The organism is Solidesulfovibrio sp. DCME, assembly GCF_049995385.1.
Taxonomy (GTDB): Bacteria; Desulfobacterota; Desulfovibrionia; order Desulfovibrionales; family Desulfovibrionaceae; genus Solidesulfovibrio.
Genome location: NZ_CP188261.1, coordinates 1,074,538 through 1,098,558 on the forward strand (window position 1 = coordinate 1,074,538; position 24,021 = coordinate 1,098,558).

General features: G+C 68.3%; 24 protein-coding genes. 14 read left to right on the top strand and 10 right to left on the bottom strand.

What is annotated here, in order from left to right:
* Complete coding sequence (locus ACP59X_RS04565) at positions 1 to 1,458, bottom strand: MBOAT family O-acyltransferase (protein ID WP_428565525.1); 1,458 nt, start codon at positions 1,456 to 1,458, stop codon at positions 1 to 3.
* A 187-nt stretch (positions 1,459 to 1,645) separates the two neighbouring features.
* Here ACP59X_RS04565 and ACP59X_RS04570 point away from each other — a divergent pair, with 187 nt between their 5' ends.
* Entirely contained in the window at positions 1,646 to 2,368 is a 723-nt protein-coding gene (locus tag ACP59X_RS04570; protein WP_428565527.1) for a methyltransferase domain-containing protein, read from the top strand.
* A gap of 39 nt (positions 2,369 to 2,407) precedes the next feature.
* Here ACP59X_RS04570 and ACP59X_RS04575 read toward each other — a convergent pair whose 3' ends face one another.
* Entirely contained in the window at positions 2,408 to 3,298 is an 891-nt protein-coding gene (locus ACP59X_RS04575) for a LysR family transcriptional regulator (protein WP_428565529.1), read from the bottom strand.
* A 93-nt stretch (positions 3,299 to 3,391) separates the two neighbouring features.
* On the opposite strand from ACP59X_RS04575, the gene ACP59X_RS04580 reads away from it, so the two are divergent.
* The 8 genes from ACP59X_RS04580 (at position 3,392) to ACP59X_RS04615 (ending at position 9,296) form a co-directional block, all read left to right on the top strand.
* Entirely contained in the window at positions 3,392 to 3,877 is a 486-nt protein-coding gene (locus tag ACP59X_RS04580) for a CidA/LrgA family protein (protein WP_428565531.1), read from the top strand.
* The gene (locus ACP59X_RS04585) at positions 3,867 to 4,556 is read left to right on the top strand and encodes an LrgB family protein (protein ID WP_428565533.1); all 690 of its coding nucleotides are present in this window, start codon (positions 3,867 to 3,869) and stop codon (positions 4,554 to 4,556) included. The genes ACP59X_RS04580 and ACP59X_RS04585 overlap by 11 nt, the downstream gene beginning before the upstream one ends.
* 61 nt (positions 4,557 to 4,617) lie before the next feature.
* The gene (locus ACP59X_RS04590) at positions 4,618 to 5,709 is read left to right on the top strand and encodes an NADH:flavin oxidoreductase/NADH oxidase (protein WP_428565535.1); all 1,092 of its coding nucleotides are present in this window, start codon (positions 4,618 to 4,620) and stop codon (positions 5,707 to 5,709) included.
* A 311-nt stretch (positions 5,710 to 6,020) separates the two neighbouring features.
* Positions 6,021 to 6,365, top strand: coding sequence for a DVU0772 family protein (locus ACP59X_RS04595; RefSeq protein WP_428565539.1), 345 nt, complete (start codon positions 6,021 to 6,023; stop codon positions 6,363 to 6,365).
* Between the two features lie 140 nt (positions 6,366 to 6,505).
* A complete protein-coding gene (locus tag ACP59X_RS04600) occupies positions 6,506 to 7,231 on the top strand; it encodes a metallophosphoesterase family protein (protein ID WP_428565542.1) in 726 nt (241 codons plus the stop codon).
* A gap of 99 nt (positions 7,232 to 7,330) precedes the next feature.
* Positions 7,331 to 7,549: an addiction module protein gene (locus ACP59X_RS04605; RefSeq protein ID WP_428565544.1), complete on the top strand. Its 219-nt coding sequence runs from the start codon at positions 7,331 to 7,333 to the stop codon at positions 7,547 to 7,549.
* Positions 7,550 to 7,554: 5 nt separating this feature from the next.
* Positions 7,555 to 7,851, top strand: coding sequence for a type II toxin-antitoxin system RelE/ParE family toxin (locus tag ACP59X_RS04610; RefSeq protein WP_428565547.1), 297 nt, complete (start codon positions 7,555 to 7,557; stop codon positions 7,849 to 7,851).
* Positions 7,852 to 7,940: 89 nt separating this feature from the next.
* A complete protein-coding gene (locus tag ACP59X_RS04615; RefSeq protein WP_428565550.1) occupies positions 7,941 to 9,296 on the top strand; it encodes a protein kinase domain-containing protein in 1,356 nt (451 codons plus the stop codon).
* Between the two features lie 208 nt (positions 9,297 to 9,504).
* Here the strand turns inward: ACP59X_RS04615 and ACP59X_RS04620 are convergent, their stop codons facing one another.
* Genes ACP59X_RS04620 through cbiR form a run of 3 tightly spaced genes read right to left on the bottom strand, consistent with a single transcriptional unit; the run spans position 9,505 to position 11,815 of the window.
* Positions 9,505 to 10,515, bottom strand: coding sequence for a DHH family phosphoesterase (locus ACP59X_RS04620; protein ID WP_428565552.1), 1,011 nt, complete (start codon positions 10,513 to 10,515; stop codon positions 9,505 to 9,507).
* Entirely contained in the window at positions 10,512 to 11,036 is a 525-nt protein-coding gene (locus ACP59X_RS04625) for a bifunctional adenosylcobinamide kinase/adenosylcobinamide-phosphate guanylyltransferase (RefSeq protein WP_428565558.1), read from the bottom strand. The genes ACP59X_RS04620 and ACP59X_RS04625 overlap by 4 nt, the downstream gene beginning before the upstream one ends.
* Positions 11,033 to 11,815, bottom strand: coding sequence for a cobamide remodeling phosphodiesterase CbiR (gene cbiR, locus ACP59X_RS04630; protein WP_428565560.1), 783 nt, complete (start codon positions 11,813 to 11,815; stop codon positions 11,033 to 11,035). The genes ACP59X_RS04625 and cbiR overlap by 4 nt, the downstream gene beginning before the upstream one ends.
* 153 nt (positions 11,816 to 11,968) lie before the next feature.
* On the opposite strand from cbiR, the gene ACP59X_RS04635 reads away from it, so the two are divergent.
* Positions 11,969 to 12,112 (top strand): hypothetical protein, encoded by a 144-nt coding sequence (locus ACP59X_RS04635; protein WP_428565562.1) that lies wholly within the window; start codon positions 11,969 to 11,971, stop codon positions 12,110 to 12,112.
* Here ACP59X_RS04635 and ACP59X_RS04640 read toward each other — a convergent pair.
* Complete coding sequence (locus ACP59X_RS04640; protein WP_428565564.1) at positions 12,102 to 15,311, bottom strand: UvrD-helicase domain-containing protein; 3,210 nt, start codon at positions 15,309 to 15,311, stop codon at positions 12,102 to 12,104. The genes ACP59X_RS04635 and ACP59X_RS04640 overlap by 11 nt on opposite strands.
* A gap of 115 nt (positions 15,312 to 15,426) precedes the next feature.
* Entirely contained in the window at positions 15,427 to 16,719 is a 1,293-nt protein-coding gene (gene sat, locus ACP59X_RS04645; RefSeq protein WP_428565565.1) for a sulfate adenylyltransferase, read from the bottom strand.
* 290 nt (positions 16,720 to 17,009) lie between these two features.
* Here sat and lepA point away from each other — a divergent pair, with 290 nt between their 5' ends.
* From lepA to ACP59X_RS04660, 3 genes are all read left to right on the top strand, one after another.
* On the top strand, positions 17,010 to 18,812 hold the full coding sequence (gene lepA, locus ACP59X_RS04650; protein ID WP_428565567.1) for a translation elongation factor 4: 1,803 nt from the start codon (positions 17,010 to 17,012) through the stop codon (positions 18,810 to 18,812).
* Positions 18,813 to 18,930: 118 nt separating this feature from the next.
* Positions 18,931 to 19,530 (top strand): signal peptidase I, encoded by a 600-nt coding sequence (gene lepB / locus ACP59X_RS04655; protein ID WP_428565569.1) that lies wholly within the window; start codon positions 18,931 to 18,933, stop codon positions 19,528 to 19,530.
* 144 nt (positions 19,531 to 19,674) lie between these two features.
* The gene (locus ACP59X_RS04660; RefSeq protein ID WP_428565571.1) at positions 19,675 to 20,721 is read left to right on the top strand and encodes an AbrB family transcriptional regulator; all 1,047 of its coding nucleotides are present in this window, start codon (positions 19,675 to 19,677) and stop codon (positions 20,719 to 20,721) included.
* Here ACP59X_RS04660 and ACP59X_RS04665 read toward each other — a convergent pair.
* Together ACP59X_RS04665 and ACP59X_RS04670 are read right to left on the bottom strand one after the other, a co-directional pair.
* Positions 20,718 to 21,866 carry an iron-containing alcohol dehydrogenase gene (locus tag ACP59X_RS04665; RefSeq protein WP_428565573.1) on the bottom strand — a complete coding sequence of 383 codons (1,149 nt, stop codon included), beginning with the start codon at positions 21,864 to 21,866 and terminating at the stop codon, positions 20,718 to 20,720. The two genes, ACP59X_RS04660 and ACP59X_RS04665, sit on opposite strands and share 4 nt — an antisense overlap.
* A 125-nt stretch (positions 21,867 to 21,991) precedes the next feature.
* A complete protein-coding gene (locus tag ACP59X_RS04670; protein WP_428565574.1) occupies positions 21,992 to 22,792 on the bottom strand; it encodes a MogA/MoaB family molybdenum cofactor biosynthesis protein in 801 nt (266 codons plus the stop codon).
* 97 nt (positions 22,793 to 22,889) lie between these two features.
* On the opposite strand from ACP59X_RS04670, the gene rfbA reads away from it, so the two are divergent.
* On the top strand, positions 22,890 to 23,759 hold the full coding sequence (gene rfbA / locus ACP59X_RS04675; RefSeq protein ID WP_428565576.1) for a glucose-1-phosphate thymidylyltransferase RfbA: 870 nt from the start codon (positions 22,890 to 22,892) through the stop codon (positions 23,757 to 23,759).
* Positions 23,760 to 23,840: 81 nt separating this feature from the next.
* Here the strand turns inward: rfbA and ACP59X_RS04680 are convergent, their stop codons facing one another.
* A complete protein-coding gene (locus tag ACP59X_RS04680; protein ID WP_428565578.1) occupies positions 23,841 to 23,990 on the bottom strand; it encodes a hypothetical protein in 150 nt (49 codons plus the stop codon).
* Positions 23,991 to 24,021 lie beyond the last annotated feature (31 nt).

A 24,021-nucleotide genomic window follows, 5' to 3' on the forward strand; every position in this document is an offset into this window, starting at 1 on the left:
CTAGAACTGGAAATAGATGAAGGGGTTGTGCGTTCCGCTGGCCAGCGACATGGCGCACAGGATGAAAACGGCCGGCATCACCAGCAGGCACACGACCGCCTCGACCCCGTCGTCCAGGGCCACCGGCCCCAGGCGCACCGGCGACAGCAGCCGTTCGCGCAGGGACTTGACCCAGGGCACGATGGGCGTCGAGCCGATGACGGCCGCGGCCAGGACGATGGCCACCTTGGGGTTGAGGAAAAGCCCCATGTGCCATTCCACGCCCGAGCCCTGGCCGAAACCGGCCATGGCCTTGAGGTAGGCCAGGGCCACCGGCAGGTTCTCGGCCCGGAAAAAGACCCAGGCCACCATGACCACGAGCAGGGTATAGGCGTGGGCCAGCAGGCGCGGGCCTTGGGTCAGGCGCTTGAAAAGCGAAAACCGCTCCAGCACTGAGAAAAGGCCGTGGAACATGCCCCAGATGACGAAGTTCCAGCTGGCCCCGTGCCACAGGCCGCACAGGAAAAAGACCATCACCAGGTTGAAGTACATGCGCGCCTGGCCGGCCCGGTTGCCGCCAAGGGGGATGTAGAGGTAGTCGCGAAACCAGGTGGACAGGGAAATGTGCCAGCGGCGCCAGAACTCCTGGATGGAGCGCGAGACGTAGGGGTAGTTGAAGTTCTCCATGAACTTGAAACCGAACATGTGGCCAAGGCCGATGGCCATGTCCGAATAGCCCGAGAAGTCGAAATAGATCTGCAGCGTGTAGCACAGCAGGCCGAACCAGGCCACGGGCGTGGTCAGGTGCTCGGCCGGGATGGCGAAGATCTTGTCCGCCGGCAAGCCGACCACGTTGGCGATGAGCACTTTCTTGCCCAGGCCGATGACGAAGCGGTTGATGCCCTTGGAAAACCGCTCGATGCCCACGCTGCGGTGGGTCAGCTGGGCGGCGATGTCCTTGTAGCGGATGATGGGGCCGGCCACGAGCTGGGGGAACAGCGAGATGTAAAGGGCCGTGTTGGGCAGGGACATCTGGGGCGGCGTCTGGCGGCGGTAGATGTCCATGATGTAGGAGATGCAGTGGAAGGTGAAAAAGGAAATGCCGATGGGCAGGTGGACCTGGCCGATGGTGATGGCCGGCAGGCCGAACTCGCCAAGCAGGGTGTTGAGGTTGGCGACGATGAAATTGGTGTATTTGAAGATGACGAGCAACAGCAGGTTGAAGGCGATGGCCACGCCGACTTGCCGTTTGGCGTCACTGCGTTCGTGGGCCTTGTGGACCCAGATGCCGAACAGGTAGTTGGCCACGATCGACAGCAGCATGATGACGACGTATTCGCCCTCGCCCCAGGTATAGAAAAAAAGGCTGGCCGCCAGCAGGATCCAGTTGCGCAACCGGCCGAATGTCACGCAGGAAAAATACAGGGCCAGGACCACAGGCAAAAAATAGAAGAGAAAGGATGCGGAGCTAAATACCATGGTGGTGTGGGGGTAGGGGGTTTGCGGCGCGGGGGCCGGGGGACGGCGTCGATCCGCCCGGGCAAAGGCAACGGTGCCGCCCCCGCCGGGTGTCGCGGGTGATCGTCCTTACCCAAGGACCAGGGATTTGACAACTCCCGGCAGGCCTTGCCCCTTGCCTTGGCCGGGCAAGGGGATACAAGGGGCCATGCCCGATACCGCACCCTCCCTGGCCCTGGTCCGCGAGAAACTGGCCGCCCTTGGCCCCGGCCGCGTCTGGCGGCCCGTGCCCGGCCCCGGCGACGAATTGTTGGCCCGGGGCGGCGGCCCGGACGCGGCCAGCCTCGAGGCCTACGTCGCCGGCCTGGACGTGGCCGGCAAAACCGTGGCCGACCTCGGCTGCAACCTGGGTTTTTTTTCCTTCCTGGCCGCCCGGCGCGGGGCGCGCTACGTCCTTGGCTGCGACATCGACCCCGAGGTCGTGGCTGTGGCCCGGCTGCTGGCCGGCTTGCACGGCCTGGGCAACGTGGCCTTCGCCAGCCTGGATTTCCTGGCAAAGACGCCCGAGGCGCCCTGCGACCTGGCCCTGTTCGTGGATTTCATCGGCCGGGGCTGCATCGCCAAGGGGCGGCTTGCGGCCGTGGCCGCCGCCGCCGAGGCCTGGGCGCGGCACGAGGCCTTTTTCACCCTCCACCCCGTCTATGACCTGGACGATCTGCCTCTCGACCCCGAGCGGCTGGAAGTACTCTACCCCGGGGCCGTGGGGCAGGGGCGCTTCCACACCGACCTGGCCCTGGCCGGGCTGCTCGGCCCGGGCTGGGCCAGGCGCCGCACCACCGACGGGCTGGACCTCGGCCACGGCGGCCAAAGCAAGGCGGCCGTGCTGTTTACCCGCCTCGCCTCGCCCGTTGCGGCGGCGCCTTTGCGGTGAAACCGGCAAAACCGTGGGGCCGCGGTATTCCCGCCACGCCTAGCCCGTTGCGGCCGGCAGCTTCTCCCGGGCCAGGGCCAGCCAGGCCCGGGCCGCCGGCGACAGCCGCGCCCCCTTGCGCCACACCAGGGCCGCCCGCCAGCGCAGGCCCGGTTCGTCGAGAAGCGTTGCCACCACCGGCGAGAGGTTTCGCCCCTCGGTCAGGATGCGCGGCAAAAGCGCCACGCCGAGCCCGGCCGCGACCAGCGCGATGATGAAATCCACCTGGCTGCTGCGGGCCGCCGGATGGGGCGCGAAGCCCCTGGTCCGGCAGGCCGCCTCGATGCGGCTGTTGAGCACGAAGCCCTGTTCAAACAGGATCAGCGGCGTCTGCGCCAGGTCCGTCAGGGCCAGCGACGCCCGCCCGGCCAGGGGATGATCGGGCCACAGCAACGCCACCAGCGGGTCGTCGCGCACGGGCTGCCAGGCCAGGGCCTCGGGCACGGGCAGAAGCGACACGGCCAGCTCCACTTCGCCGGCGAGCAAGGCTTCCTCCAGCCGGGCGCTGCCCTGTTCCAGCAATTCGATCTCCACCCCGGGATGGCGGCTGCGGTATTCGGCGAAAAGCGGGGCGAAAAGCCGCGCGCTGCCGAAAATGGGCAGCCCCAGCCGCAGCCGGCCCGAAATCAGCCCGCGCCACTCGGCCAGTTCCGCCGCCATGCGTTCGCCCTCGGCCAGCATGGCCAGCGCCCGGGCCAGCACCAGTTCCCCGGCCCCGGTCAGGCGCGTGCCCGTGGGCAGCCGTTCCAGCAGCGCCTCGCCCAGCTCCGCCTCGAGCTGGCCCACGGCCTTGCTGACCGTGGACTGGGTGGAGAAAAGCACCCTGGCCGCCCGGGAAAAACCGCCCTGGCGCGCCACTTCCACAAAGGCCCGCAGGTGTCGCAGTTCCATGCCCATTCCTCTACGGAATGTGCTCGATTCCGACAATTCATTTCACAACTGCCTCGCCCGTGCCTATTTCTGGGCCGTGCAAGGAGTTTTCCCATGAAGACCAGGAGAGGCAATCCGATGGGATCGACGGTCGGGCTTGCCGGGCGTGTCGGCCCGGAGAGGGTGGCCGGGCATGCCGGCCAGTCCGGCCGGAAAGGGGTGGCCGGGCTTTGCCGCCTTATGGCCGGGCTGGCCCAGGCGGCCGTGCTGATCGGGATTTGGGCTCTGTGCGAGGCCGGGGCCAGGGCCGTTGGGTTGCCCCTTCCCGGCGGCGTACTGGGGATGCTGGTCCTGTTGGCCCTGCTGCTTGGCGGCGTGGTGCCGCTGCGCTGGCTGCGGCGCGGCGCCGGCGGGCTGCTCGACCACATGCTGCTTTTTTTCGTCCCGGCCAGCCTGACGCTGCTTGATCACCGAGAGCTCGTGAGCCTCACGGGGCTCAAGCTCCTGGCCGTGATCGTCGTCGGCATCGTCACGGTCATGGCCGGCACGGCCATTGTCGTGGAACTGCATCTGCGCGGGAGGTTGCGCCATGTCCGTTGAACACCCGGGCCTGTTCTGGCTGGTGGCCACCCTGGCCGCCTATGTCCTGTCCCGGCTGGCCCACCACTATGCGAAAAGCGCGCTGACCTCGCCGCTGTTTCTGACCTGCGTCCTGTGCCTGGCCCTGGCCGTGGGCCTGCACGCCAGCTACCGCGAGTACATGCGCGGCGGCCAGTGGCTGCTTATGCTCCTGGGGCCGGCCACGGTGGCCTTTGCCGTGCCGCTCTACGAACACCGGACCCTGGTGCGCCGCTTTTGGCCGACCTTGACCCTGGGCGTGGGCCTTGGCTGCATTCTGGCCTTCGGCGGCGCCTGGCTGCTGTCGGGCCTGCTCGACCTGCCGCGGGAGGTGCGCCTTTCGGTGCTGCCGCGCTCGTTCACCACGCCCTTTGCCATGGCCTTTGCCAGGGACGTGGGCGGCGCGCCGGACCTGGCGGCCGTGTGCGTCATCCTCACGGGCGTTTGCGGTGCTTCGCTTGGCGGCATGTTGCTCAAGGTCCTGCCCCTGCGCCACGCCCTGGCCCGGGGGGTCATGCTCGGCATGGGCGCGCACGGCGCGGGCGTGGCCCGGGCCCGGGAGCTCGGCGAGGAGGAAGGGGCGGTGGCCGGGCTGGTCATGGTGCTGGCCGGACTGACCTGCGCCCTGCTCGGGCCGGCCGTGGCCCTTTTTGCCTCGTGATCGCCGTTGTGGCGCCGGGCGCACCGGGGTACGGTGGGCCAAACCTGCGGAGGGCAGTGCCATGAGCATGCTGTTTACGCCTGTGCCCCTTGGGCCGAGAACGATGCAAAACCGTATCGTGGTTGCGCCGATGTGCCAGTATTCGGCCACGGACGGCCATCCGGGCGCCTGGCACGTCATGCACCTGGGCCATCTGGCCATTTCGGGCGCGGCCATGCTCACCATCGAGGCCACGGCCGTGGAACCGCAAGGCCGCATCTCGCCCGAGGACCTGGGGCTGTGGTCCGAGGCCCACCAGGTTTCCCTGGCGCGGGTCCTGGCCCAGGTGCGGGCCTGCGCCGCCACGCCCATCGTCATCCAACTGGCCCACGCCGGGCGCAAGGCCTCCACGGCCAAGCCCTGGGACGGCGGCGGGCAACTGGCGCCGGGGCAGGGCGGCTGGGTCACCGAAGCGCCCTCGGCCATCCCCTACGCCCCGGGCGAGGCGCCGCCCCGGGCCCTGGACGCGGCCGGGCTCGAGCGCGTCACCGAGGCCTTCGCCGCCGCGGCCAGACGGGCCGACGCCCTGGAACTGGCCGGGGTCGAAGTCCACTGCGCCCACGGCTACCTGCTCCACCAGTTCCTCTCGCCCCTGTCCAACCGGCGCGACGATGCCTATGGCGGCAGCCTCGAAAACCGCCTGCGTTTTCCCCTTGGCGTGGTGGCCGCCGTGCGCGAGGCCCTGCCGCGAAACCGCGTCCTTGGCGTGCGCGTCTCCGCCACGGACTGGGTCGACGGCGGCTGGGACATCGGGGAGTGCCTGGAGTTCGCCCGGCGTATCGAGGCCCTGGGCGTGGATTACATCCACGTTTCCAGCGGCGGCCTCTCCCCCGGCCAGCGCATCCCGGTCAAGCCCGGCTATCAGGTGCCTTTCGCCGCGCGCATCAAGAAGGAGACGGGCCTCAAAACCATTGCCGTGGGGCTGATCACCGAACCCTGGCAGGCCGAGGCCATCGTGAGTTCCGGCCAGGCCGACCTGGTGGCCCTGGCCCGGGGCATGCTCTACGATCCCCGCTGGCCCTGGCACGCCGCCGCCGCCCTTGGCGACACGGTCGTCCCCCCGCCCCAGTACAGACGCTGCCAGCCCCGCGAGTTCAAGGGCCTGTTCCGCTAGGGGCGCGCCTCCCAAAAAGTGCATGCTTTGTTTGAATATAACATGCTGTAATAATTATTTTAAATTAAAACAGCGCAGACCGGGTTGTTAAGGGACGCAGCACGCGGCCGGCCTCGACGGCCGGGCCGGTGCCTCCGGCCGACCTTTCCGGGTGGTGTCTGTATTGTGATACTTGGCTGTTAAACGTTTTTTGTGCCCAGGGGCCAGGAAAGTGTGATTTTATGCTTGACCGAACGACTAAAAAGATTAGATTTGTCCTACATTCGCCCGCGCAGCCGACAAGGCGCCAAACCGCACGACGGAGGAGAGCCATGCAGACGCAGACCGACCTGTCCAACCTCGTTATCGATTGGAATATGACCCCCGAGGACGCCGTGACCCTGTATCTCGAATGGGGCAACAATTCCTGGCATGCCGAGCATAAGCCGGTGACGTCCAAGAACGACTTTTCGACCTATTTCGTGGTCAACACCTGGTCGGGCCGGCCGGAACTGTCGCTGGTGCGGCGCAACTCCGAGGACTGCGTGGAACTGGCCACCTTCGATCTGCCGGACGACCTGGCGCGGGAGTTCATGGAGGAAAACGGCGGCAACAAGGGCGTCTACGCCCCCAGCGAAGCCATCAAGCAGTGGCTGCAGACGACCATCTTCAACTAAATTTTCGCCAAACCATCCCGTAAACCCCCGCACACAAAGCCCCACGCCATGACGCGACCCCGGGAGGATAGGTCCCGAGGTCGCGTCCTTCTTTGATGGCGGGCCTTGCCCTCGCCCGCCGAAGCTGCGAAACTACGGTCATGCTTCTGGCCGTTGTCGCCGACATCCACGGGAGCCTCGAAGCGCTCACGGCCGTGCTGGCCGATATGGACGCCTTTTCGCCGGCGGCGGTGGTCAGCCTTGGCGACAACATCGGCTACGGCCCCGATCCCGTGGCCGTGCTGGAGCTGCTGGCCGCGCGGCGCATCCCGAGCGTTCGGGGCAACCACGAATGGGCCGTGGCCGACCCGTCCCGGGAGCGGGGCTTCAATCCCCAGGCCCGGGAGGCGTTGGTGCGCACCCGGGAGCTGTTGCCCCCGGAACTGATCGCCCGGGTGGGGGCGCTGCCGACCTCGCTTTCGCTTTTTGGCTACCGGTTCGTGCATGGCCTGCCGCCCAACGACACCGCCACCTACCTGTTCGAGGCCGGGGAAGTGAGCCTGCGCCGGGCTTTTCTGCGCACGCCCGAGCGGGTTTCCTTCGTCGGCCACACCCACGTGCTCGAGGCGGTGCGCCAGGGGGCCGGCGGCATCGAGCGCTACGAGCTGGCCATCGGCGACAACCCCCTGGACCCGGCCGAGCGCCACATCGTGTGCGTCGGCGCTGTGGGCCAGCCCCGCGACGGCGACAAGCGGGCCAAGTACGCGCTTTATGACGACGCGGCCAACGTCCTGACCATCCGGGCCGTGCCCTACGACGCCCTGGCCGTTCGCGACAAGATCGTGGCCCGGGGCCTGCCGCGCCGCTACGGCGACCGGCTGCTGTAGGCGGAGCCCGGCATGGCGGCCGGCGGGACGTTGGGAAAAACGCCCGCGCCCTTGCCATCCCCAGGGCGGCCGATTAGGTTTTGCGATAAAGGAGCGGGCATGAAGACCGATGCACGGCTCGTGCGGCAGTTGCTCGAACTCGGGGCACTGGAACGGGCGGAACTCATCGAGGTGTTGCAGGCCAGTTTCGGCGCCCCTGGAGTCGAGGGCCTGGATGCGGCCTGGGGGCTGGAAGCCGAGTCCCGGATCGACGCCTACGAAACCGGGGCGCTGGGTACCGTGGACGCGGCGGACCTGTTGCGCAAAATCGCCGGATAGTCGGCGTGCGCGTCCTGTTCCTGGAGCCGGCCGCTCGGGAGTTCGAGGAAGCGGTCGCCTATTACAACCAGGAATGCCCGGGGCTGGGGTTCACGTTCGCGGCGGCCGTCAAGGAGACGCTCGCCCGTATCCTGGCTTATCCCGAGGCCTGGCATGCCCTTTCGCGGCGCACTCGCCGTTGTCGGGTCGCCCGGTTTCCCTATGGCGTGGTGTATCAGCAACGCCCGGAAGCCATCCTCGTCGTCGCCGTCATGCATCTGCGGCGGCATCCAACCTGTTGGCGTGATCGGGAAGGGAATTGACCATATTCCCCTTGGAAAGTTTTGGAAGGGGGTCCAGGGGGAAACTATTTCCAAATAGTTTCCCCCTGGCCGCCGGAGGCGTCTTCCCCATGCGCAGCATCGGCAAATACAGGCTGCTCGGCGTGCTGGGCCGGGGCGGCATGGGCGCGGTCTTTCGCGCCCGCATTCCGGTCGTTGGCCGCATCGTGGCCCTCAAGCTCCTGCGCCCAAGCGAGCTGACCCTGGGCTTGTGGGGCCGCGAGCGCGTGGAGCGGTCGTTTCGCGAGGAGGCGGCCCGGCTCGGCGGCCTGCGCCATCCCAACCTCATCGATGTGTTCGACTACGGCGAGGCCGACGGCCGGCCGTATTTCGTCATGGACCATTACGGCGAATCCCTGGGCTCGATCCTCGGCGAGACCTACCGGGTGGAGGCGAAAAGCCGCCGGCTGCCCGTCTCCCGGGCCGTGGGCTACGCCGGCCAGCTCCTGTCGGGCCTGGCCCGGCTGCATCACGCCGGCATCGTCCACCGCGACATCAAGCCCTTCAATGTGCTGGTCACGGACCGGGACGTGCTCAAGATCACCGACCTCGGCCTGTCCAAGGCCCGGGGCGAGCGCTTCGACGGGCCGGCCAACCTCAAGGTGGGTTCGCCCTACTATGCCGCCCCGGAGCAGGAGGACGACCCCGACGCCGCCGATGCCCGGGCCGACCTGTTCGCCGTGGGGGTGACGTTTTTCCGGATGCTGACCGGTATGCTGCCCGAACCCGGCACCATGGCCCTGGCCGATGCGGCCGTGGCGGCGGGCGAGGTCTTCGACGCCTTTTTCGCGCGGTCCCTGGCTGTTTCGCCCGGGGACCGCTTCGGCAGCGCCCGGGAGATGGCGGCGGCGCTGGCGGAATGCCATGCAGCCTGGCTGTCGCGGCTTACGGGGGTGTGCACCGGGGTCGGGGCGGGGCTGGGGGCGCCGCGTTTGGCCGCCGCAGCGGGCGGGTTGCCGCGCCCGAGGCGGCAGCCGGCCATGGTCGGCGCCCACGAGGCCCGGGACGCCTTCGGCCTGGACGGCTTGTGGCGCCCGGCGGCCTACTGGCCGGGCCGGCTGGAGGCCGTGGGCGCGGGGGTGCTGGGCGATGCCGATTCGGGGCTGTGCTGGGCCGGGGAGGCCGCGCCCTACGCCGTGGGCTGGCCGGAAGCGGCGGCCTACGTCGACGGGCTCAACGCCGCCGCGTTCGGCGGGCACACCGACTGGCGGCTGCCCACGGTCCCGGAGCTGATGACCTTGCTGCGGCCGGAACCGACCGGCGAGGGCTATTGCCAGAGCCCGGCGCTGCGCCAACCCGTGCGCCGGGTCTGGAGCGCCGACCGGGCCAACTACGCCGCGGCCTGGGCGGCGGACATGGAACTCGGCTATGTGACCAAGGCGGATGACTGCTGCCCGGTGGCGGCCCGGGCGGTGCGGTCGGCCTGACCGCGACAGCCCGTTCGGGAAGCGTCCGAAGGGTGGGCTGGGGCCCGGGCGGTACGGTCGGGCTGACCGCGACAGCCCGATTGGGAAGCGTCCGAAGGGCGGGCGGCGGCCCGGCGGTGCGATCGGCCTGGCTGCGGCAGCACGACGGTGAATCGCCCGAAAAGCCGGTGGCGGCCTGGGCGGCGGGCATGTCCTGGCGGGTGGCCGGTCAGGCCGTCAGGGGGCATTTCTCCTTGCCCGGCAGCTTGCTGCCGGTCAGGCGCCTGTACAGCACCTCCTCCACCGACTTGTCGCCGAACTTGGCCAGCTCGATCTCGGCCCGGGCCGCGCCGCGATGGCCGCCGGCCGAGCCCACGTCGCCAAACAGCTTAGCCGCCATCTGCCCCATGTTGCGGCCGATGCCGTCGCCCCGGAAAATCACCACCACCTGCTTTTTGACGATACCGCACAGCATGTTCCAGGAAAGCCCGTGCACCCGGGTGAAGAAATCCGCCAGCATGACCAGGATGTCGGCGCTTTCCAGCGTGTCCATGTAGACGAACAGCCCCTTTTGGCCGACGAAGCGCATCTTGCGGAAGGCCTTGGAGAAAAATTTCAGCCAGCGGCGGTGGTACTCGCTGTGGATGATCTTGCGCACGAGGGTCATGTCGGCGGATTTCGTCAGGTAGCTGAAGGCCTTGACGTCGGCCTCCAGGAAATGGCGCTCGAAGCTCTGGGTGTCGGCCTTGATGCCGTAGACCAGGGCCGTGGCCAGCAGTTTCCCGGGGCGGATGCGCAGGTTGTAGAGGTATTCCGTGAGGATGGTGCTGACCGAGCCGTAGTCCGGCCGGATGTCGACGAAGCGGGCCGTCACGGGGCTGGCCGCCGTGATGGGATGGTGGTCGATGACGATGCTGAACGAACAGCTCTTGAAATCCGGATGGTGGTGGGGCTGGGAATCGACCATGGCGAAATGGTCGTACTGGGTCCGCACCTGGGCGGTGAGCATCTGCGTGGGGATGCGTAAAAACCGCATCATGGCCAGGTTGTCCGGCCGCTTGACCTCGTTGACGTGGGCGATGCCCACCTCGGCCACCCGGTGGACCATGATGCGCTTGAGCGCCAGGGCCGAGGCCATGGCGTCGGGGTCGGCGTTGATGACGATGAGCCACTTGTCCTCGCGGCCGAGCATCTGGGTCAGCCGCGTCGTTTCCTGGGTCAGCTTGCGAAAATAGCTCATGAAGCGCTTCCCTTGAGCGTAAGCGGGCAGCCGGCCACCACCAGCCGCACGTCATCGGCCATGGCCGCCACGGCCTGGTTCAAGCGCCCCAGGGCGTCGGCGAAACGCCGCATCGCCGCCCCGGCCGCCAGCCCCCCCAGCCCGACCTCGGTGCTGACCACGATCAGTTCCGGCCCGCCCGGCCCGGCATAGGGGCCGACACCCTTGGTAAGGGCCGGCAGGCACGTTTGCATGACATCCTGGTCATGGCAGGCGAAAAGCCAAAAGTCCAGGCTGTCGAACAAAATGGTGCCGCCGCGCCCGGCCTCCTCGCCCAGGGCCGCCATGGCCGCCTCGCCGGCTTCGATCACGGCCACCTCGGGCGGCCGGGTCCGCTTGTGGGCGGCGATGCGCTCCCGGAAGTCGGCGTCCAGCGCCCGGCCCGTGGCCAGGACCCGCCAGGGCGGCGGGCCGGACAAAAGCAGGCGTTCACCCAGGGCCGACTTGCCGGATTTCACGCCGCCAAGCAGCAGCCGGATCACCGCCCCTCCGGGCTGGCGGCCGGCCCGGGCCGGCCTGCGGCCAGGGCGGCCAGTACGTGCAGGCTCTCCATGAAGTGCACGGGCGCGAAGACCTCGACCACCACGGACTCGGGGCGCAGGTTGGCCAGCATCCAGGTCAGCCGGTCGCGGCCGGCCGGGGACAGGCAGCTCAAGGTGCGGTGGGTGTGGCGGCGCCCGGGCGGCGGCCCCTCGGCCCCGAAGGGCGAATAGACGTGGAGCATGCGCGCCTTGCCGACGAACTCCGGATCGGCCGCGGGCAGGTCGTGGCCCATGGCCAGCATGTGGCCGAGGTCCAGGCACAGGCCGCAGCCGGCCGCGCCGGCCATGTCCAGGGCCTCGGCGGGGGAGATGCCCTCGGTGTTTTCCAGCAGGACGCTGGCCGGGTCGCCGCCGGCATCGGCCAGGGCGCCGAGGAAGGCCTCCAGGGCGGCCAGGCTGTCGGGCGGATGAAGCACCATGGCCCAGGGCGAAAGCCGGGCGGTTTTGTGGAGCAGCCCCTCCATGGCGAAGAAGGCGGCATCGCCGCCGTGGCGCCAGGGCAGGTCCAGGGGCAGGTGCAGGTGGTAGCGCAGGCCGAAATCCTTCTGGGGCAGGTCGTCCGGGCCGTAGGCCAGGCAGCTTTCCAGTTCCAGCAGGTACAGGCCGACTTCGTCCACGCTGCGGGCCAGGCGGCGGCAATTGACGGCGGCGGTCTCGGGCCAGACACAGCTCGGCGCGGCCAGGCGCCAGCTCCGGGCAGGGTTGCACTTTTGTATCATGGCAAAATCATTTGTTATAAAAGTTGGGCTGAAATGCTTGAGCTCGAAGAACGTCGGGAGTATGAAATGCCTCTTGGTACGGTTTCAAGGCGGGACGGTCGTCCGCCATGGGTTTGGCGGACGGTGTGCCCGTTGTTTCAGGATGATGGTATCATGCAACAGATTCGTAATTTCATGCAGCATTTTTTCAATCCGCTGCACGTGTATTGTAGGCTCAAGGACATGGGCGTCAAGGCGCCGACGGCCCAGCGGATGACCCGGGCCTACGAGCGCTATCTGTGGCGCTTCATCTGGTAGGGTCCGTCAGCCCGAAAAGCGGCAGCTGACGCGCCTGACTGACGGTGCGGGCCACCAGGGCCGAGCGCCGCACCCCGCCGAGATCCAGGTTTTCCAGAAAACGCGAACGCTTGAGCATGAGCCGGCGGCCGAAGAGGTCGCGGCGCACGGCATGGGACAGGTAGAGCCGGCTTCCGGCCCGGGTCAGCCCGACATAGAGAAGCCGCCGCTCCTCGTCCTCGTCCATCCGGCCGGCCAGGTGGCCGGGTTTGCCGCTTAAAAAATCCGTGCCCGCGAACGGCAGGATGCCGTCTTCCAGGGCCGGCAGGAACACGGCGGAAAATTCCAGCCCCTTGGCCGCGTGCAGGGTCATGATGCGCACCTTCTGCGCCCGTTTGCCCACCAGTTCCAGCTCCGTCTCGCCCGAGACGAAATTGAGCAGCCCGGCCCAGCCGCCCTGGGCGTCGAAGGCCCGGCACAGTTCGCGAAACTGCGGCCCCTGCCAGAACAGCCGGTCGAAGGGCGCCACGTCGCCGAGGTAGGCCGAAAGCCCCAGCGGCCCCTTGGCCAGCACCCGGTCGGGCAGTTCGGGGGGCTTTTGGGCGTCCTCGGGCACGGGCAGCCCCAGGAGCCGGCCGGCGGCGGCCAAAAGCAGGCGCACCCGGGGCTCGTTGAAAAAGGCGTCGGCCTCGGGCGCGGCGCAGGGGATGCCCAGGCGCTCCAGGCTCTTGCGGATGGGGGCGATGAGCGCGGAAACGCGCACCAGCACGGCGATGTCGCCCGGGGCCAAGGTCTCGGCGGACAGGTCCCTGGCCAGGGTCAGCGAGGTGCCGCCGAGCAGGGCGCCGATGCGCTCGCCCATCCAGCCGGCCTCGCCGGGGGCCGTCGGGGCCTCGAAGAGCTGGATTTCCGAGGCCGTGGGCGTGTCGCGGCTGCGGCGCGAAACAAGGGCCGGCCGGTCCGGGAACAGCCCGGCGGCCAGGTTCAGGATCGGCTGGGTGGAGCGGTAGTTCTCGGCCAGCGACACCACGGCCAGGTCCGGCCATAGGGCGGTCAACTCCTCCCTGGCCGCGCCCGAGGCCCCCCGGAAGCCGTAGATGGCCTGGTCCGGGTCGCCGATGGCGAAAAGCCTGGCCCGGTCGCGGCCGACCAGGGCGGCGGTGACGGCCAGTTGCAGGGGGGTGAGGTCCTGGACCTCGTCTGCGAGCACGTGGGCGTAGCGCGGCCCCGAGCCGCCGCTTACCAGCCGCTCCAGCCAGAATTCCAGCAGGTCCGTGAAATCGAGCAGGTTCCAGTCGTCTTTTTGCCGGGCGTAGCGCGCGGCAAAAAGTCCCGGGCCGACGGTCGCGCCGTCGCCGGGCCGGGCCAGGCGTTCCCGGGCCAGGGACAGTTCCTGCCAGGCGGCGCGCAGTTTGCCGCCGGTCAGCTCGGGGTTGGCCGCGGCGAAAAGCCGCCGGGAGGCCTCCTCGGACAGCAGCACCGGCTCGGGATTGCCGGCCTGGACCCAGGCCTCCAGGGCCAGGGCGTGCAGGGTGTCGGCCCGGGGCAGGGGCGCATGTTCCGCCGCCTCGGGGTCGGCGCCGTCGCCCAGGCGCTGGCGCAACTCCTCGGCCGCCCGGCGGGTGAAGGTCACGGCCAGGATGTCGCCGGCCGGGACCCCGGCCTGGCGCAGGGCCCGGATCTTGGCCAGCAGGGTATGGGTCTTGCCCGTGCCCGGGCCGGCCACCACCAGCAGGTGCCGGGCCTCGGCGGCCACAGCGGCGCGCTGGGCGGGGTTGAGCCCCCGGGACAGGGGCGGCGACGGCGCGGACGGCCGAAAGGCCCTGGCGGCCGGCGGCCCGGCCGGTCCGGGGGGAGGTTCGGCGGGCGGATCGTCGGCCGGGGCGGCCTCGCGGGACGTGGCCGCCCGGACGGTGGCCGGCGGCACGGCCAGGAACCGGCCGGTCTTGAGCTCCCGTTGTTCCTGGGGGGTGAAAACCGAGATCCGGCCGTACTGGCCGTCGAAACCGGGGCTGCGCAACACCCGGCCGGCGCGCATGCGCGCAGCGGCCTCGGCAAACACGGTGCTCACCTTGGCCAGGGCCTCGACCGGCGTTTCGCGAAGCACGGTCAGCTCCGCGCCGAAGCGGGACAACAGCCGGCCTGTCAGGCCCCGGGCCTTGGCGGTTTTCGGCCCCACGCCCATGACCTCGCCGGCCAGTTCGTCCAGGGGGATCAGCGAGGTGAAGCCGGGCATGCCCTCGGGCCGCACCGGGTCGTCGCGGTCGGCCAGCTCCAGCACCCGGTGCAGCACGCCAAGGGTCAGCGGCTTGCCGCACACCGGGCACAGGCCGCCCCGGGCCTTGGCCTCGGCCGGCTCCATGACCACGCCGCATTCGCGGTGGCCGTCGAGGTGGTATTTGCCCTCCTCGGGGAAAAATTCCACGGTGCCGCAGAATTTCGGCCCCAGGCCCTGGCCGCGCAGGGCCCGGTAGAGGCCCTCGTAGGACGGGTCGCCGGAAAAGAGGTTGCATTCCCGGCCGAGCTTTTCGCCGGAATGGGCGTCGGAATTGGAAATGAGCCGGAAGCGGTCCAGGGCCGAGAGCGTCCAGTTCATTTCCGGGTCGGAGGACAGCCCCGTTTCCAGGGCGAAAATCTCCTTGGCCAGCGCCCCGTAGCATTCCTCCACGGAATCGAAGCCGGATTTGGAGCCGAAAAGCGAAAACCAGGGCGTCCAGATGTGGGCCGGCACGAGAAAGGCCAGGGGGTCGGTCTCGAGGACCATCTCCAGGAGGTGGCGGCTGTCGAGGCCGAGGATGGGCCGGCCGTCCGAGGCCAGGTTGCCGACCTTGGCCAGCTTGCGGTTGAGGTTTTCGGCCGCCTCGAAGGAGGGCAGGTAGACGAGGTTGTGGACCTTGCGGACCTTGCCGCCGCGTTTGTAGATGGAGCTGATTTCCGCCGAGAGGATGAAACGCGCCCGGCCGGTGAGTTTGGCCTCGGGCAGCCAGGGGATTTCGGCGGCCAACCCGGCGGTGTCCCGCAGGCGCAAAAGCCCGGAGCCGTCCGGGGCCAGGGCGTCGCGCAATTCGCCGAGCCAGCCGGGATGGGTGCAATCGCCGGTGGCCACGACCGAAAGGCCTTTGATTTCGCCCCAGGCGGCCAGGTTGCGCGGGGTCAGCCCCTTGCTGGTGGCCCGGGAGTGGCGGGAATGGATATGCAAATCGGCGAGATACTGCTCCATGGCCCAAGCCATACAAGGACTTTGCGGCAGCGGCAAGGGGAGGGGGCGGCGACGCGAAAAAAGGGGGGACGCGATCGCGTCCCCCCTTGTGGCAATCGGATGATTGCGCGGCTGGCTATTTGGCGGTTTCGCCGGATGCCGCGCCGTGCATCTTGATCTCGACCTTCTCGGTGAGGCCTTCGTAGTACTTGCGCAGGATGACCAGGACCTCTTCGCGGCCGAAGTGATCCGGAATCTCGCCGCCCTCGGACAGCATCTTGCGCAGCTTGGTGCCGGACAGGATGACGCGGTCTTCCTTGGTGTGCGGGCAGGTGCGCAGCGAAGCCATGCCGTCGCACTTGTAGCAGTAGAAGGTCCAGTCGATCTTGAGCGGCTGGCACAGCAGGGCCTGGCCCGGCTTGGGGGAGACGCCGTCGGCGTAGGGGATGCGGTCGAAGATCTCCTGGGCCTCGAACATGCCGTAGAAGTCGCCGACGCCGGCGTGGTCACGGCCGATGATCATCTTGTTGACGCCGTAGTTCTGGCGGAAGGTGGCGTGCAGCAGGGCCTCGCGGGGACCGGCGTAACGCATGTCCAGGGGGTAGCCGCCCTGGACCACGTTTTTCTCCACGAAGTAGTGCTTGACCAGGGTGTCGATGCACTCGACGCGGACTTCGGCCGGGATGTCGCCGGGCTTGAGGTTGCCGATCAGCGAGTGGATGATGACGCCGTCGCAGACTTCCACGGCGATCTTGCACAGGTATTCGTGGGAGCGGTGCATGGGGTTGCGCAACTGCAGGGCGGCGACGTTGGCCCAGCCGCGCTCGTCGAAGATGGCGCGGGTCTCGGCCGGACGCAGGTAGACGCCCTTGTACTTGGTCGGGTACTCGCCCTCGGACAGCACGTTGACCGGGCCGGCCAGGCAGATGTCCTTGCGCTCCATGACCATCTTGACGCCCGGGTGGTCTTCCAGGGCGACCTTCCAGAACTTGTCGTCGGCGGAATCGTCGCCGCAGCCCTTGTAGACCAGCTCGGATTCCCACTTCTTGTCGGCTTCGGTCAGCTCGAACTTCTCGGTGACCTTCATGGTGGCGAAAATTTCGCCCTTGCGCTCAAGGGTGATCTCCTCGCCTTCCTTGATGGAGGCGGCTTCTTCCTTGGTCACCGCCAGCATGACGGGAACCGGCCAGAAGGTGCCGTCGGCCAGGGTCATCTTCTCGACGACGCTCTTCCAATCGGCCTTGGTCATGAAGCCTTCCAGGGGCGAGAAGCCGCCGATACCGAGCATGATCAGGTCGCCCTTTTCCTGGGCGGTGATCTCGACTTTCTTCAGGCCGGCGGCCTTCTTGAGCTCGGCTTCCTTGGCAGCGCCCTCGAGCAGGCGGATGACCAGACCTTTGCCTCCATGCGGCGGAACCAATTTGGACATGTAGCGCCTCCTTAGCGGTGATTTTGTTGACGTTTCCGCGTTGCACCCGGGTGGCCGGAATGTGTACCGGAACCGGCCGTCCCCATGAGTGCGCCACCTATACACCAGGGCCAGGGGAATACCAAGTGAAAAATGTATCAAAGGCCACGAATTTGTCCCCCCCGGGCCCGGGGGCGGGCGGGTTTCGTGTCCGGTCCCGTCCCGGCGACCTCCCGCATTGACCTCGGCTGCGCCTTCCATTATGTGCCTTGCCGACCCTAAGCGGCGTTTCGCCAAAGGCCCCCCCACGCATGGATATTTCGCGCATCAGAAATTTCAGTATCATCGCGCACATCGACCACGGCAAGTCGACGCTGGCCGATCGCATCCTCGAACTGACCGGCCTCATCGCCGCCCGGGACATGCGCGAGCAGTACCTCGACCGCATGGACCTCGAACGCGAACGCGGCATCACCATCAAGGCGCAAACCGTGCGCATCCCCTACAAGGCCGCCGATGGGCGCGACTACATATTAAACCTCATCGACACCCCCGGCCACGTGGACTTCTCCTACGAGGTCTCGCGCAGCCTGGCCGCCTGCGAAGGGGCGCTGCTGGTCGTCGACGCCACCCAGGGCGTGGAGGCCCAGACCCTGGCCAACGTCTTCCTGGCCCTGGACAACGACCTGGAGATCATCCCGGTCCTCAACAAGATCGACCTGCCAAGCGCCGACCCCGAGGCCGTCAAGGCCGAGATCGAGGAGGCCATCGGGCTGCCCTGCGCCGACGCCGTGTCCGTCTCGGCCAAGACCGGCATCAACGTCGGTGCCGTGCTCGAACAGATCATCGCCAAGATCCCCTCGCCCACGGGCCATGCCGACGCACCGCTGAGGGCCCTGGTCGTCGATTCCTACTACGATTCCTACCAGGGCGTGGTGGTGCTGTTCCGGGTCATGGACGGCACGGTCCGCCTCGGCCAGCGCATCCGCATGATGTCCAACGGCGTGGAATTCGAGGTGACGCGGCTGGGTGCCTTTTCCCCGGGCCCCGTGGACATCGCCTCGTTCGGGCCGGGCGAGGCCGGCTTTTTGTGCGCCAATATCAAGACCCTGACCGACGCCCGGGTCGGCGACACCGTCACCGCCGCCGACAATCCGGCCAGCGAGGCGCTGCCGGGGTTCAAGGAAATAAAGCCCATGGTCTTTTGCGGCCTCTACCCGGTGGACGCCGCCGAGTACGAGGTCCTCAAGACCGCCCTGGAAAAGCTGCGCCTAAACGACGCCGCCTTCACCTACGAGCCCGAGACCTCCCAGGCCCTGGGCTTCGGCTTCCGCTGCGGCTTCCTGGGCCTGCTGCACATGGAGATCATCCAGGAGCGGCTGGAGCGCGAATTCGGGGCCAACCTCATCGCCACGGCGCCCTCGGTCATCTACAAGGTCGAGACCCTGGCCGGCAAGACCATCGCCATCGACAACCCGAGCAAGCTGCCGAAAACGCAAGAGATCGCCGCCCTCTACGAGCCCTTTGCCCGGCTTGAGATCCACACGCCCAACGAATACGTGGGCGGCGTGTTCAAGCTGTGCGAGGAAAAGCGCGGCATCCAAAAGGACGTGCGCTACCTGACGGCCACGCGCGTCATCATCACCTACGAGCTGCCCTTTTCCGAGATCGTCTACGACTTCTTCGACCGGCTCAAATCGGCCACGCGCGGCTATGCCTCCCTCGATTACGAGATCATCGACTACCGGGCCTCGGACCTGGTCAAGCTCGACATCATGATCAACGGCGACCCCGTGGACGCCCTGGCCGTCATCGTGCACCGCGACAACGCCTACCACTACGGCCGGGCCCTGGCCCTCAAACTCAAGCGCGTCATCCCGCGCCAGCTCTTCGAGGTCATCATCCAGGCCGCCATCGGCACCAAGATCATCGCCCGGGAGCGAAACGCCCCCATGGGCAAGAACGTCACGGCCAAATGCTACGGCGGCGACATCACCCGCAAACGTAAACTCCTGGAAAAACAGAAGGAAGGCAAGAAGCGCATGAAGCGCATGGGCAACGTGGAACTGCCCCAGGAAGCCTTCCTTGCGGCGCTCAAGGCCGGCGAGGACTGATCCGCCGGCCCGTTCGCGACCCGCCCCGCCAAACCCCCAACCGCCGGTCACGGCCCCTGCCCGCGCGTCCTTTATAAAGCGCCACGCCGTCCGGCCGCTGCGACAAGGAATCATGACGATGAACCCGAGATGGCAAAAAATGCTGCTGGAATACCTGGAAGCCTTGGCCGTCGCCCTGGTGCTGGCCTTCGTCATCCGCACCTTCGTGGTCCAGGCCTTCAAGATCCCCTCCGGCTCCATGCTCGATACCCTGCTCATCGGCGACCACCTGCTGGTCAACAAGTTCCTCTACGGCACCCGCATCCCCTTCACCGACAAGGTCGTGGCGCCCATCGAGGAACCGGCCAACGGCGACGTCATCGTCTTCGAATTTCCCGAGGACACCTCCAAGGACTTCATCAAGCGCATCGTGGGCGTGCCCGGCGACGTGCTGGAGATGAAGGACAAGGTCCTTTTCCGCAACGGCGTCAAGCTCGACGAGCCCTACATCAAGCATACCGATCCGGGCATCCAGCCGCGCCGCGACAATTTCGGCCCGGTCACCGTGCCGCCCGGCAAATACTTCGCCATGGGCGACAACCGCGACGAATCCTACGATTCCCGCTTCTGGGGCTTCGTGGACAAGGACAAGATCCGCGGCAAGGCCTGGGTCATCTACTGGTCCTGGGACGGCCCGGCCGACATCCGCTGGAGCCGCATCGGCAACATGGTGCGGTAGGCCGGGAGGGGCTGGGCTGGGGCTGGGGCTGAGGAAGCCTCCGGCGGCCAGGAGGGGCGACGGCCCCTCCTGGACCTCCCGTAAGGGGGACTACGGCTCCCTACGCATCGCAAGGGGCAGTCGTTTCATCGAAAAGGAAGGGTGATGACCGCCAACGCCCGGCAATGGCTGCTGCTCACGGTCATCACGATCCTGGCCACCACGGCCCTGTGGCAGTTGCACCTGCCGGCGGCGCTACTGGTTGGCCCCATGCTCGCCGGCATCGCCGTGGCCCTTTCCGGCGGCGCCATCGCCCTGCCGCGCTTTCCCTACATCCTGGCCCAGGCCGTGGTCGGCTGCTACATTTCCCGGGCGGCCCAGCCGGAAATCCTGACCTCTTTCGCCAGGGGCTGGCCCCTGTTTTTGGCCGTGGTCCTGGCCACCATCGCCGCCAGCGGAGCGCTGGGCTGGCTGCTCTACCGCCGGCGAATCATGCCCGAGGCCTCGGGCATCTGGGGCACCTCGCCCGGCGGGGCCACGGCCATGGTGGTCATGGCCGAGGCCAATGGCGCGGACGTGCGGCTGGTCGCCTTCATGCAGTACTCGCGGGTCCTGTGCGTGGCCCTGGCCGCCTCGCTGGTCGCCCATTTCTGGCAGGGCGGCCAGGATACCTGGCTCGAAGTGCTGTGGTTTCCGGCCCCGGCCCCGGAAACGGCCCTGCCGCTGCTCGGGCTCGTCAGCCTGGGCGCCTGGGTGGGGCTTAAAACGCACATTCCTTCCGGGGCCATGCTCGTGCCCATGTTCGTGGGCGGGGCGCTGCATCTGGCCGGCCGGGCCGTGGCCGAGGTGCCGGCCTGGCTGCTCGCCGCCACCTACGCCGCCATCGGCTGGCGGGTGGGGCTGGGGTTTTCCCGCCGGGTGGCCGGCCACGCCGTCCGGTCGCTGCCGGCCATCCTCGGCGTCATCGCCGCACTCATGGCCTTTTGCGGCCTGCTGGCCTGGATCGTGGTGCGGGCCACGGGCACGGACGCCCTGACCGCCTATCTGGCCACCTGCCCGGGCGGCATGGACACCGTGGCCATCATCGCGGCCACAAGCCCGGTGGACCTGTCCTTCGTCATGACCTTGCAGACGGTGCGTTTTTTTCTGGTCACCCTGCTCGCTCCGCCCATGGCCCGGTTCCTGGCCGGCAAGGCCCGGGAGCGCGCCTAGGCCAACTGGCGGTACAGTTCCAGGATCTCCCCGACTTCCGGCCGGCGGGGATTGACCCGGCTGCTGCCGTTTTCGGCCGCCTCCCGGGCCATGTCCTCCAGATCCTCGACATCCACGCCCACGGCGGCCAGGCTGCGCGGCAGCGGCAGTTCGGCGGCAAGCTCCGCCAGGGCTTCGGCGGCCAGGCGCGAGGCCCGGCCCAGGTCCAGTCCGTCGGTGCGTCGGCCAAGGGCCTGGGCGATGCGGGCCAGGCGGGCCGGGCAGGCCGGGCGGTTGTAGGCCGCCACCACCGGCAAAAGCAGGGCGTTGGCCACGCCGTGGGGCACGCCGAACCGGGCGCCCATGGGCCGGGACATGGCGTGGACCAGCCCCACCGAGGCGTTGGAAAAGGCCTGGCCGGCCTGGAGCTGGGCATGGAGCATGGCGGCGCGCGCCGGCGTGTTGTCCGGGGCGGCCACGACCAGGGGCAGGTTGGCGGCGATGGCCTCGATGGCGGCCAGGGCCAGGGCGTCGGAAAAGGGGTTGGCGAGCTTGGACAGGTAGGCTTCCACGGCGTGGGTCAGGGCGTCCATGCCCGTGGCCGCGGCCACGGCCGGCGGCATGGAGGCGGTCAGTTCCGGGTCCAGGATGGCCACCGACGGCATGAGCGTCGGGCCGACCAGCAGCAGCTTGTAGTGCCGGGCCGTGTCGGTCAGGACGCTGACTTTGGTCACCTCGCTGCCCGTGCCGGCGGTGGTCGGGATGGCGATGAGCGGCGGCCCCGGGCGCAGGCCGGTTGCGCCTTCGAGCGCCGCCAGTTCGCCGGGGTTGGCCAGCAGGCAACCGATGCCCTTGGCCGCGTCCATGGCGCTGCCGCCGCCCAGGGCCACGAGCACGTCGCAGCCGTGCTCCCGGGCCAGGTCCGCGCCGGCCGTGACGGTCGTGAGGCTCGGGTCGGATTCGACGCGGGGGAAGGGTGTGGCGGCCAGCCCGGCATGCTTGAGCAGGCCGCAGACCCGGTCCAGGCTGCCGTTTTTGGTGGACGAGGACCGGCCGGTCACGACCAGGGCCTTTTTCCCCAATCCGGCCGCCTCGGCCCCGACCTGTTCGAGGCTGCGCTCCCCATAATAAATACGCGGCGTCGTCTGAAAAAGCCTCGTGGACATCTGCCCCTCTCCTTTGCACGGCTCGCAATGACAGGCGGTCCGGCGTCCCCCCTTTGGGGGTGGTCCAGGAGGGGCCCTCGGCCCCTCCTGGCCGCCGGAGGCATCTTCTCTTCCCTTCCTCGTCCTTACGCCTGGGCGCAATCGGCGGGGTCGCCGCGCAGTTTGTCCAGGCCGTGGGGGATGGCCGGCAGGATGGCGGCCAGGGTTTCGCGCACGGCCTTGGGCGAGCCGGGCACGTTGACGATGATGGCCTGGCCGAGCGTTCCGGCCACGGCCCGCGAGAGCATGGCATGCCTGGTCTTGGCCAGGGAGGCGGCCAGCATGGCCGCCTCGAAGCCGGGCAGGCGCTTCTCGATGGCGGCCAGGGTGGCTTCGGGCGTGGTGTCGCGGGGGGAAAGCCCGGTGCCGCCGGTGGTGACGACGAGGTCGAAACCCTGGGTGATGGCCAGGTCGACCAGGAGCGCCGTCAGTTCCCGGGGCTCGTCCGGGATGATATGCCCCTGGGCCAGGGCGATGGGCAGGGCCGCGGCGCAGGTTTCGGCGATGGCCGGCCCGGCGGCGTCCAGGCGCAGGCCCTGGCTGCCCTTGTCGCTGAGGGTGATCCAGGCCAGGGCCAGGCCGGTTTTTTCCACCTGGCAGTCGCAGTTGCCGGCGGCCAGTTTGCCGTCGGCCAGGGCCTTGGCCACGACGACCCGGCCGGCCGGGGCGTCAGCCTGGCCGGGCCGTGAAAAGACGCCGACGGCCAGCAGTTGCGGCCCGCCGGCCACGGGGGTCAGGCGGGTGCCGGCGGTCAGGCGCGGCAGGCGGCCGTCGGCGGCGGTCAGGCACGGGCCGAGTTCCGGGGCGGGCGAGGCGAGCAGGTGCAGCCGGTCGCCGGCGGCGAGGGAGACGGCGTTGGCGGCGACGAGGCGAAGGGTTTGCGGCATGGCGGCGTCCTTTGGGCCTTGCGGTTTGTGTGGCGTTGGGTCAAAAGCGTGCCAACGATACGTCCGAGGCGGGCGGGGAAGCAAGCGAGGAGAAGGGATGAAAGGCATCATCTTGGCGGGCGGTTCGGGAACGCGGCTGTATCCGATAACGCGGGTGGTGAGCAAGCAGCTTTTGCCCATCTACGACAAGCCCATGATCTATTATCCGCTGTCGGTGCTGATGCTGGCCGGCATCCGCGAGGTGCTCATCATTTCCACGCCGACCGACCTGCCGCGTTTCCGGGAGATGCTCGGCGACGGGGAGAGCCTCGGCATGTCGTTTTCCTACAAGGTGCAGCCCAAGCCCGAGGGCCTGGCCCAGGCGTTTTTGCTCGGCCGGGAGTTCATCGGCTCGGATTCGGTCTGCCTGGTCCTTGGCGACAACATCTTCTACGGCCAGGGCTTGGCCCATATTCTGCAACGCTGCGCCAAGCTGGCCGAGGGCGGCGTGGTCTTCGGCTACAAGGTGCGCGATCCGCACCGCTACGGCGTGGTGGAGTTCGACGCGGACAAAAACGTCATCAGCATCGAGGAAAAACCGGCCCAGCCCAAGTCGAAGTTCGCGGTGACGGGGCTGTACTTCTACGACAACGAGGTGGTGTCCGTTGCCGAGGGCTTGCACCCCTCGGCGCGCGGCGAGCTCGAGATCACCGACCTCAACAACGTCTACCTGCGCCGCGGCAAGCTCAAGGTCGAGTTCCTCGGCCGGGGCTACGCCTGGCTCGACACCGGCACCCACGAGTCGCTGCTGCACGCGGCCAGCTTCGTCCAGGCCATCCAGGAGCGCCAGGGCGTGCTCGTGGCCTGCATCGAGGAGATCGCCTACCGCATGGGCTACATCGACGCCGCCCAGGTGGAAAGGCTTGCCGGTGACATGCTCAAAAACGCCTACGGCCAGTACCTCATGGAAATGATCCGCGAGGCGTGAGGGATGCGGCAATGAAAAAGCCGCCCGAAAGGGCGGCTTGCAAGACCTGGGGGGCTCGCGGCGGTGCGCCGCGCGGCCGGCCTAGTGATGGTCGCTTTTGATGTTGGCGCGCACACGCAGCAGTGCGGCGGTCACGATGATGGCCATGTAGATGTAGATGGCCGAGACCCCGAAGAAGCCCTGCTCGGTGGAATGGCCCATGTTCGTGACGAGTTCCGATACGATGCTCATAGCCTCAACTCCTTCGGGTCTTTTGGCGCCA

What these genes read in the sequence shown, in the direction of transcription:
- ACP59X_RS04570 (WP_428565527.1), top strand. Translation starts at nt 1,646, where the DNA reads ATGCCCGATACCGCACCCTCCCTGGCCCTGGTCCGCGAGAAACTGGCC.
- lepB (WP_428565569.1), top strand. Translation starts at nt 18,931, where the DNA reads ATGAACCCGAGATGGCAAAAAATGCTGCTGGAATACCTGGAAGCCTTG.
- ACP59X_RS04680 (WP_428565578.1), bottom strand. Translation starts at nt 23,990, where the DNA reads ATGAGCATCGTATCGGAACTCGTCACGAACATGGGCCATTCCACCGAG.
- ACP59X_RS04580 (WP_428565531.1), top strand. Translation starts at nt 3,392, where the DNA reads ATGAAGACCAGGAGAGGCAATCCGATGGGATCGACGGTCGGGCTTGCC.
- ACP59X_RS04665 (WP_428565573.1), bottom strand. Translation starts at nt 21,866, where the DNA reads ATGTCCACGAGGCTTTTTCAGACGACGCCGCGTATTTATTATGGGGAG.
- ACP59X_RS04565 (WP_428565525.1), bottom strand. Translation starts at nt 1,458, where the DNA reads ATGGTATTTAGCTCCGCATCCTTTCTCTTCTATTTTTTGCCTGTGGTC.
- ACP59X_RS04605 (WP_428565544.1), top strand. Translation starts at nt 7,331, where the DNA reads ATGAAGACCGATGCACGGCTCGTGCGGCAGTTGCTCGAACTCGGGGCA.
- lepA (WP_428565567.1), top strand. Translation starts at nt 17,010, where the DNA reads ATGGATATTTCGCGCATCAGAAATTTCAGTATCATCGCGCACATCGAC.
- ACP59X_RS04620 (WP_428565552.1), bottom strand. Translation starts at nt 10,515, where the DNA reads ATGAGCTATTTTCGCAAGCTGACCCAGGAAACGACGCGGCTGACCCAG.
- ACP59X_RS04575 (WP_428565529.1), bottom strand. Translation starts at nt 3,298, where the DNA reads ATGGAACTGCGACACCTGCGGGCCTTTGTGGAAGTGGCGCGCCAGGGC.
- ACP59X_RS04615 (WP_428565550.1), top strand. Translation starts at nt 7,941, where the DNA reads ATGCGCAGCATCGGCAAATACAGGCTGCTCGGCGTGCTGGGCCGGGGC.
- ACP59X_RS04600 (WP_428565542.1), top strand. Translation starts at nt 6,506, where the DNA reads ATGCTTCTGGCCGTTGTCGCCGACATCCACGGGAGCCTCGAAGCGCTC.
- cbiR (WP_428565560.1), bottom strand. Translation starts at nt 11,815, where the DNA reads ATGATACAAAAGTGCAACCCTGCCCGGAGCTGGCGCCTGGCCGCGCCG.
- ACP59X_RS04590 (WP_428565535.1), top strand. Translation starts at nt 4,618, where the DNA reads ATGAGCATGCTGTTTACGCCTGTGCCCCTTGGGCCGAGAACGATGCAA.
- ACP59X_RS04595 (WP_428565539.1), top strand. Translation starts at nt 6,021, where the DNA reads ATGCAGACGCAGACCGACCTGTCCAACCTCGTTATCGATTGGAATATG.
- ACP59X_RS04585 (WP_428565533.1), top strand. Translation starts at nt 3,867, where the DNA reads ATGTCCGTTGAACACCCGGGCCTGTTCTGGCTGGTGGCCACCCTGGCC.
- rfbA (WP_428565576.1), top strand. Translation starts at nt 22,890, where the DNA reads ATGAAAGGCATCATCTTGGCGGGCGGTTCGGGAACGCGGCTGTATCCG.
- ACP59X_RS04635 (WP_428565562.1), top strand. Translation starts at nt 11,969, where the DNA reads ATGCAACAGATTCGTAATTTCATGCAGCATTTTTTCAATCCGCTGCAC.
- ACP59X_RS04640 (WP_428565564.1), bottom strand. Translation starts at nt 15,311, where the DNA reads ATGGAGCAGTATCTCGCCGATTTGCATATCCATTCCCGCCACTCCCGG.
- ACP59X_RS04660 (WP_428565571.1), top strand. Translation starts at nt 19,675, where the DNA reads ATGACCGCCAACGCCCGGCAATGGCTGCTGCTCACGGTCATCACGATC.
- sat (WP_428565565.1), bottom strand. Translation starts at nt 16,719, where the DNA reads ATGTCCAAATTGGTTCCGCCGCATGGAGGCAAAGGTCTGGTCATCCGC.
- ACP59X_RS04670 (WP_428565574.1), bottom strand. Translation starts at nt 22,792, where the DNA reads ATGCCGCAAACCCTTCGCCTCGTCGCCGCCAACGCCGTCTCCCTCGCC.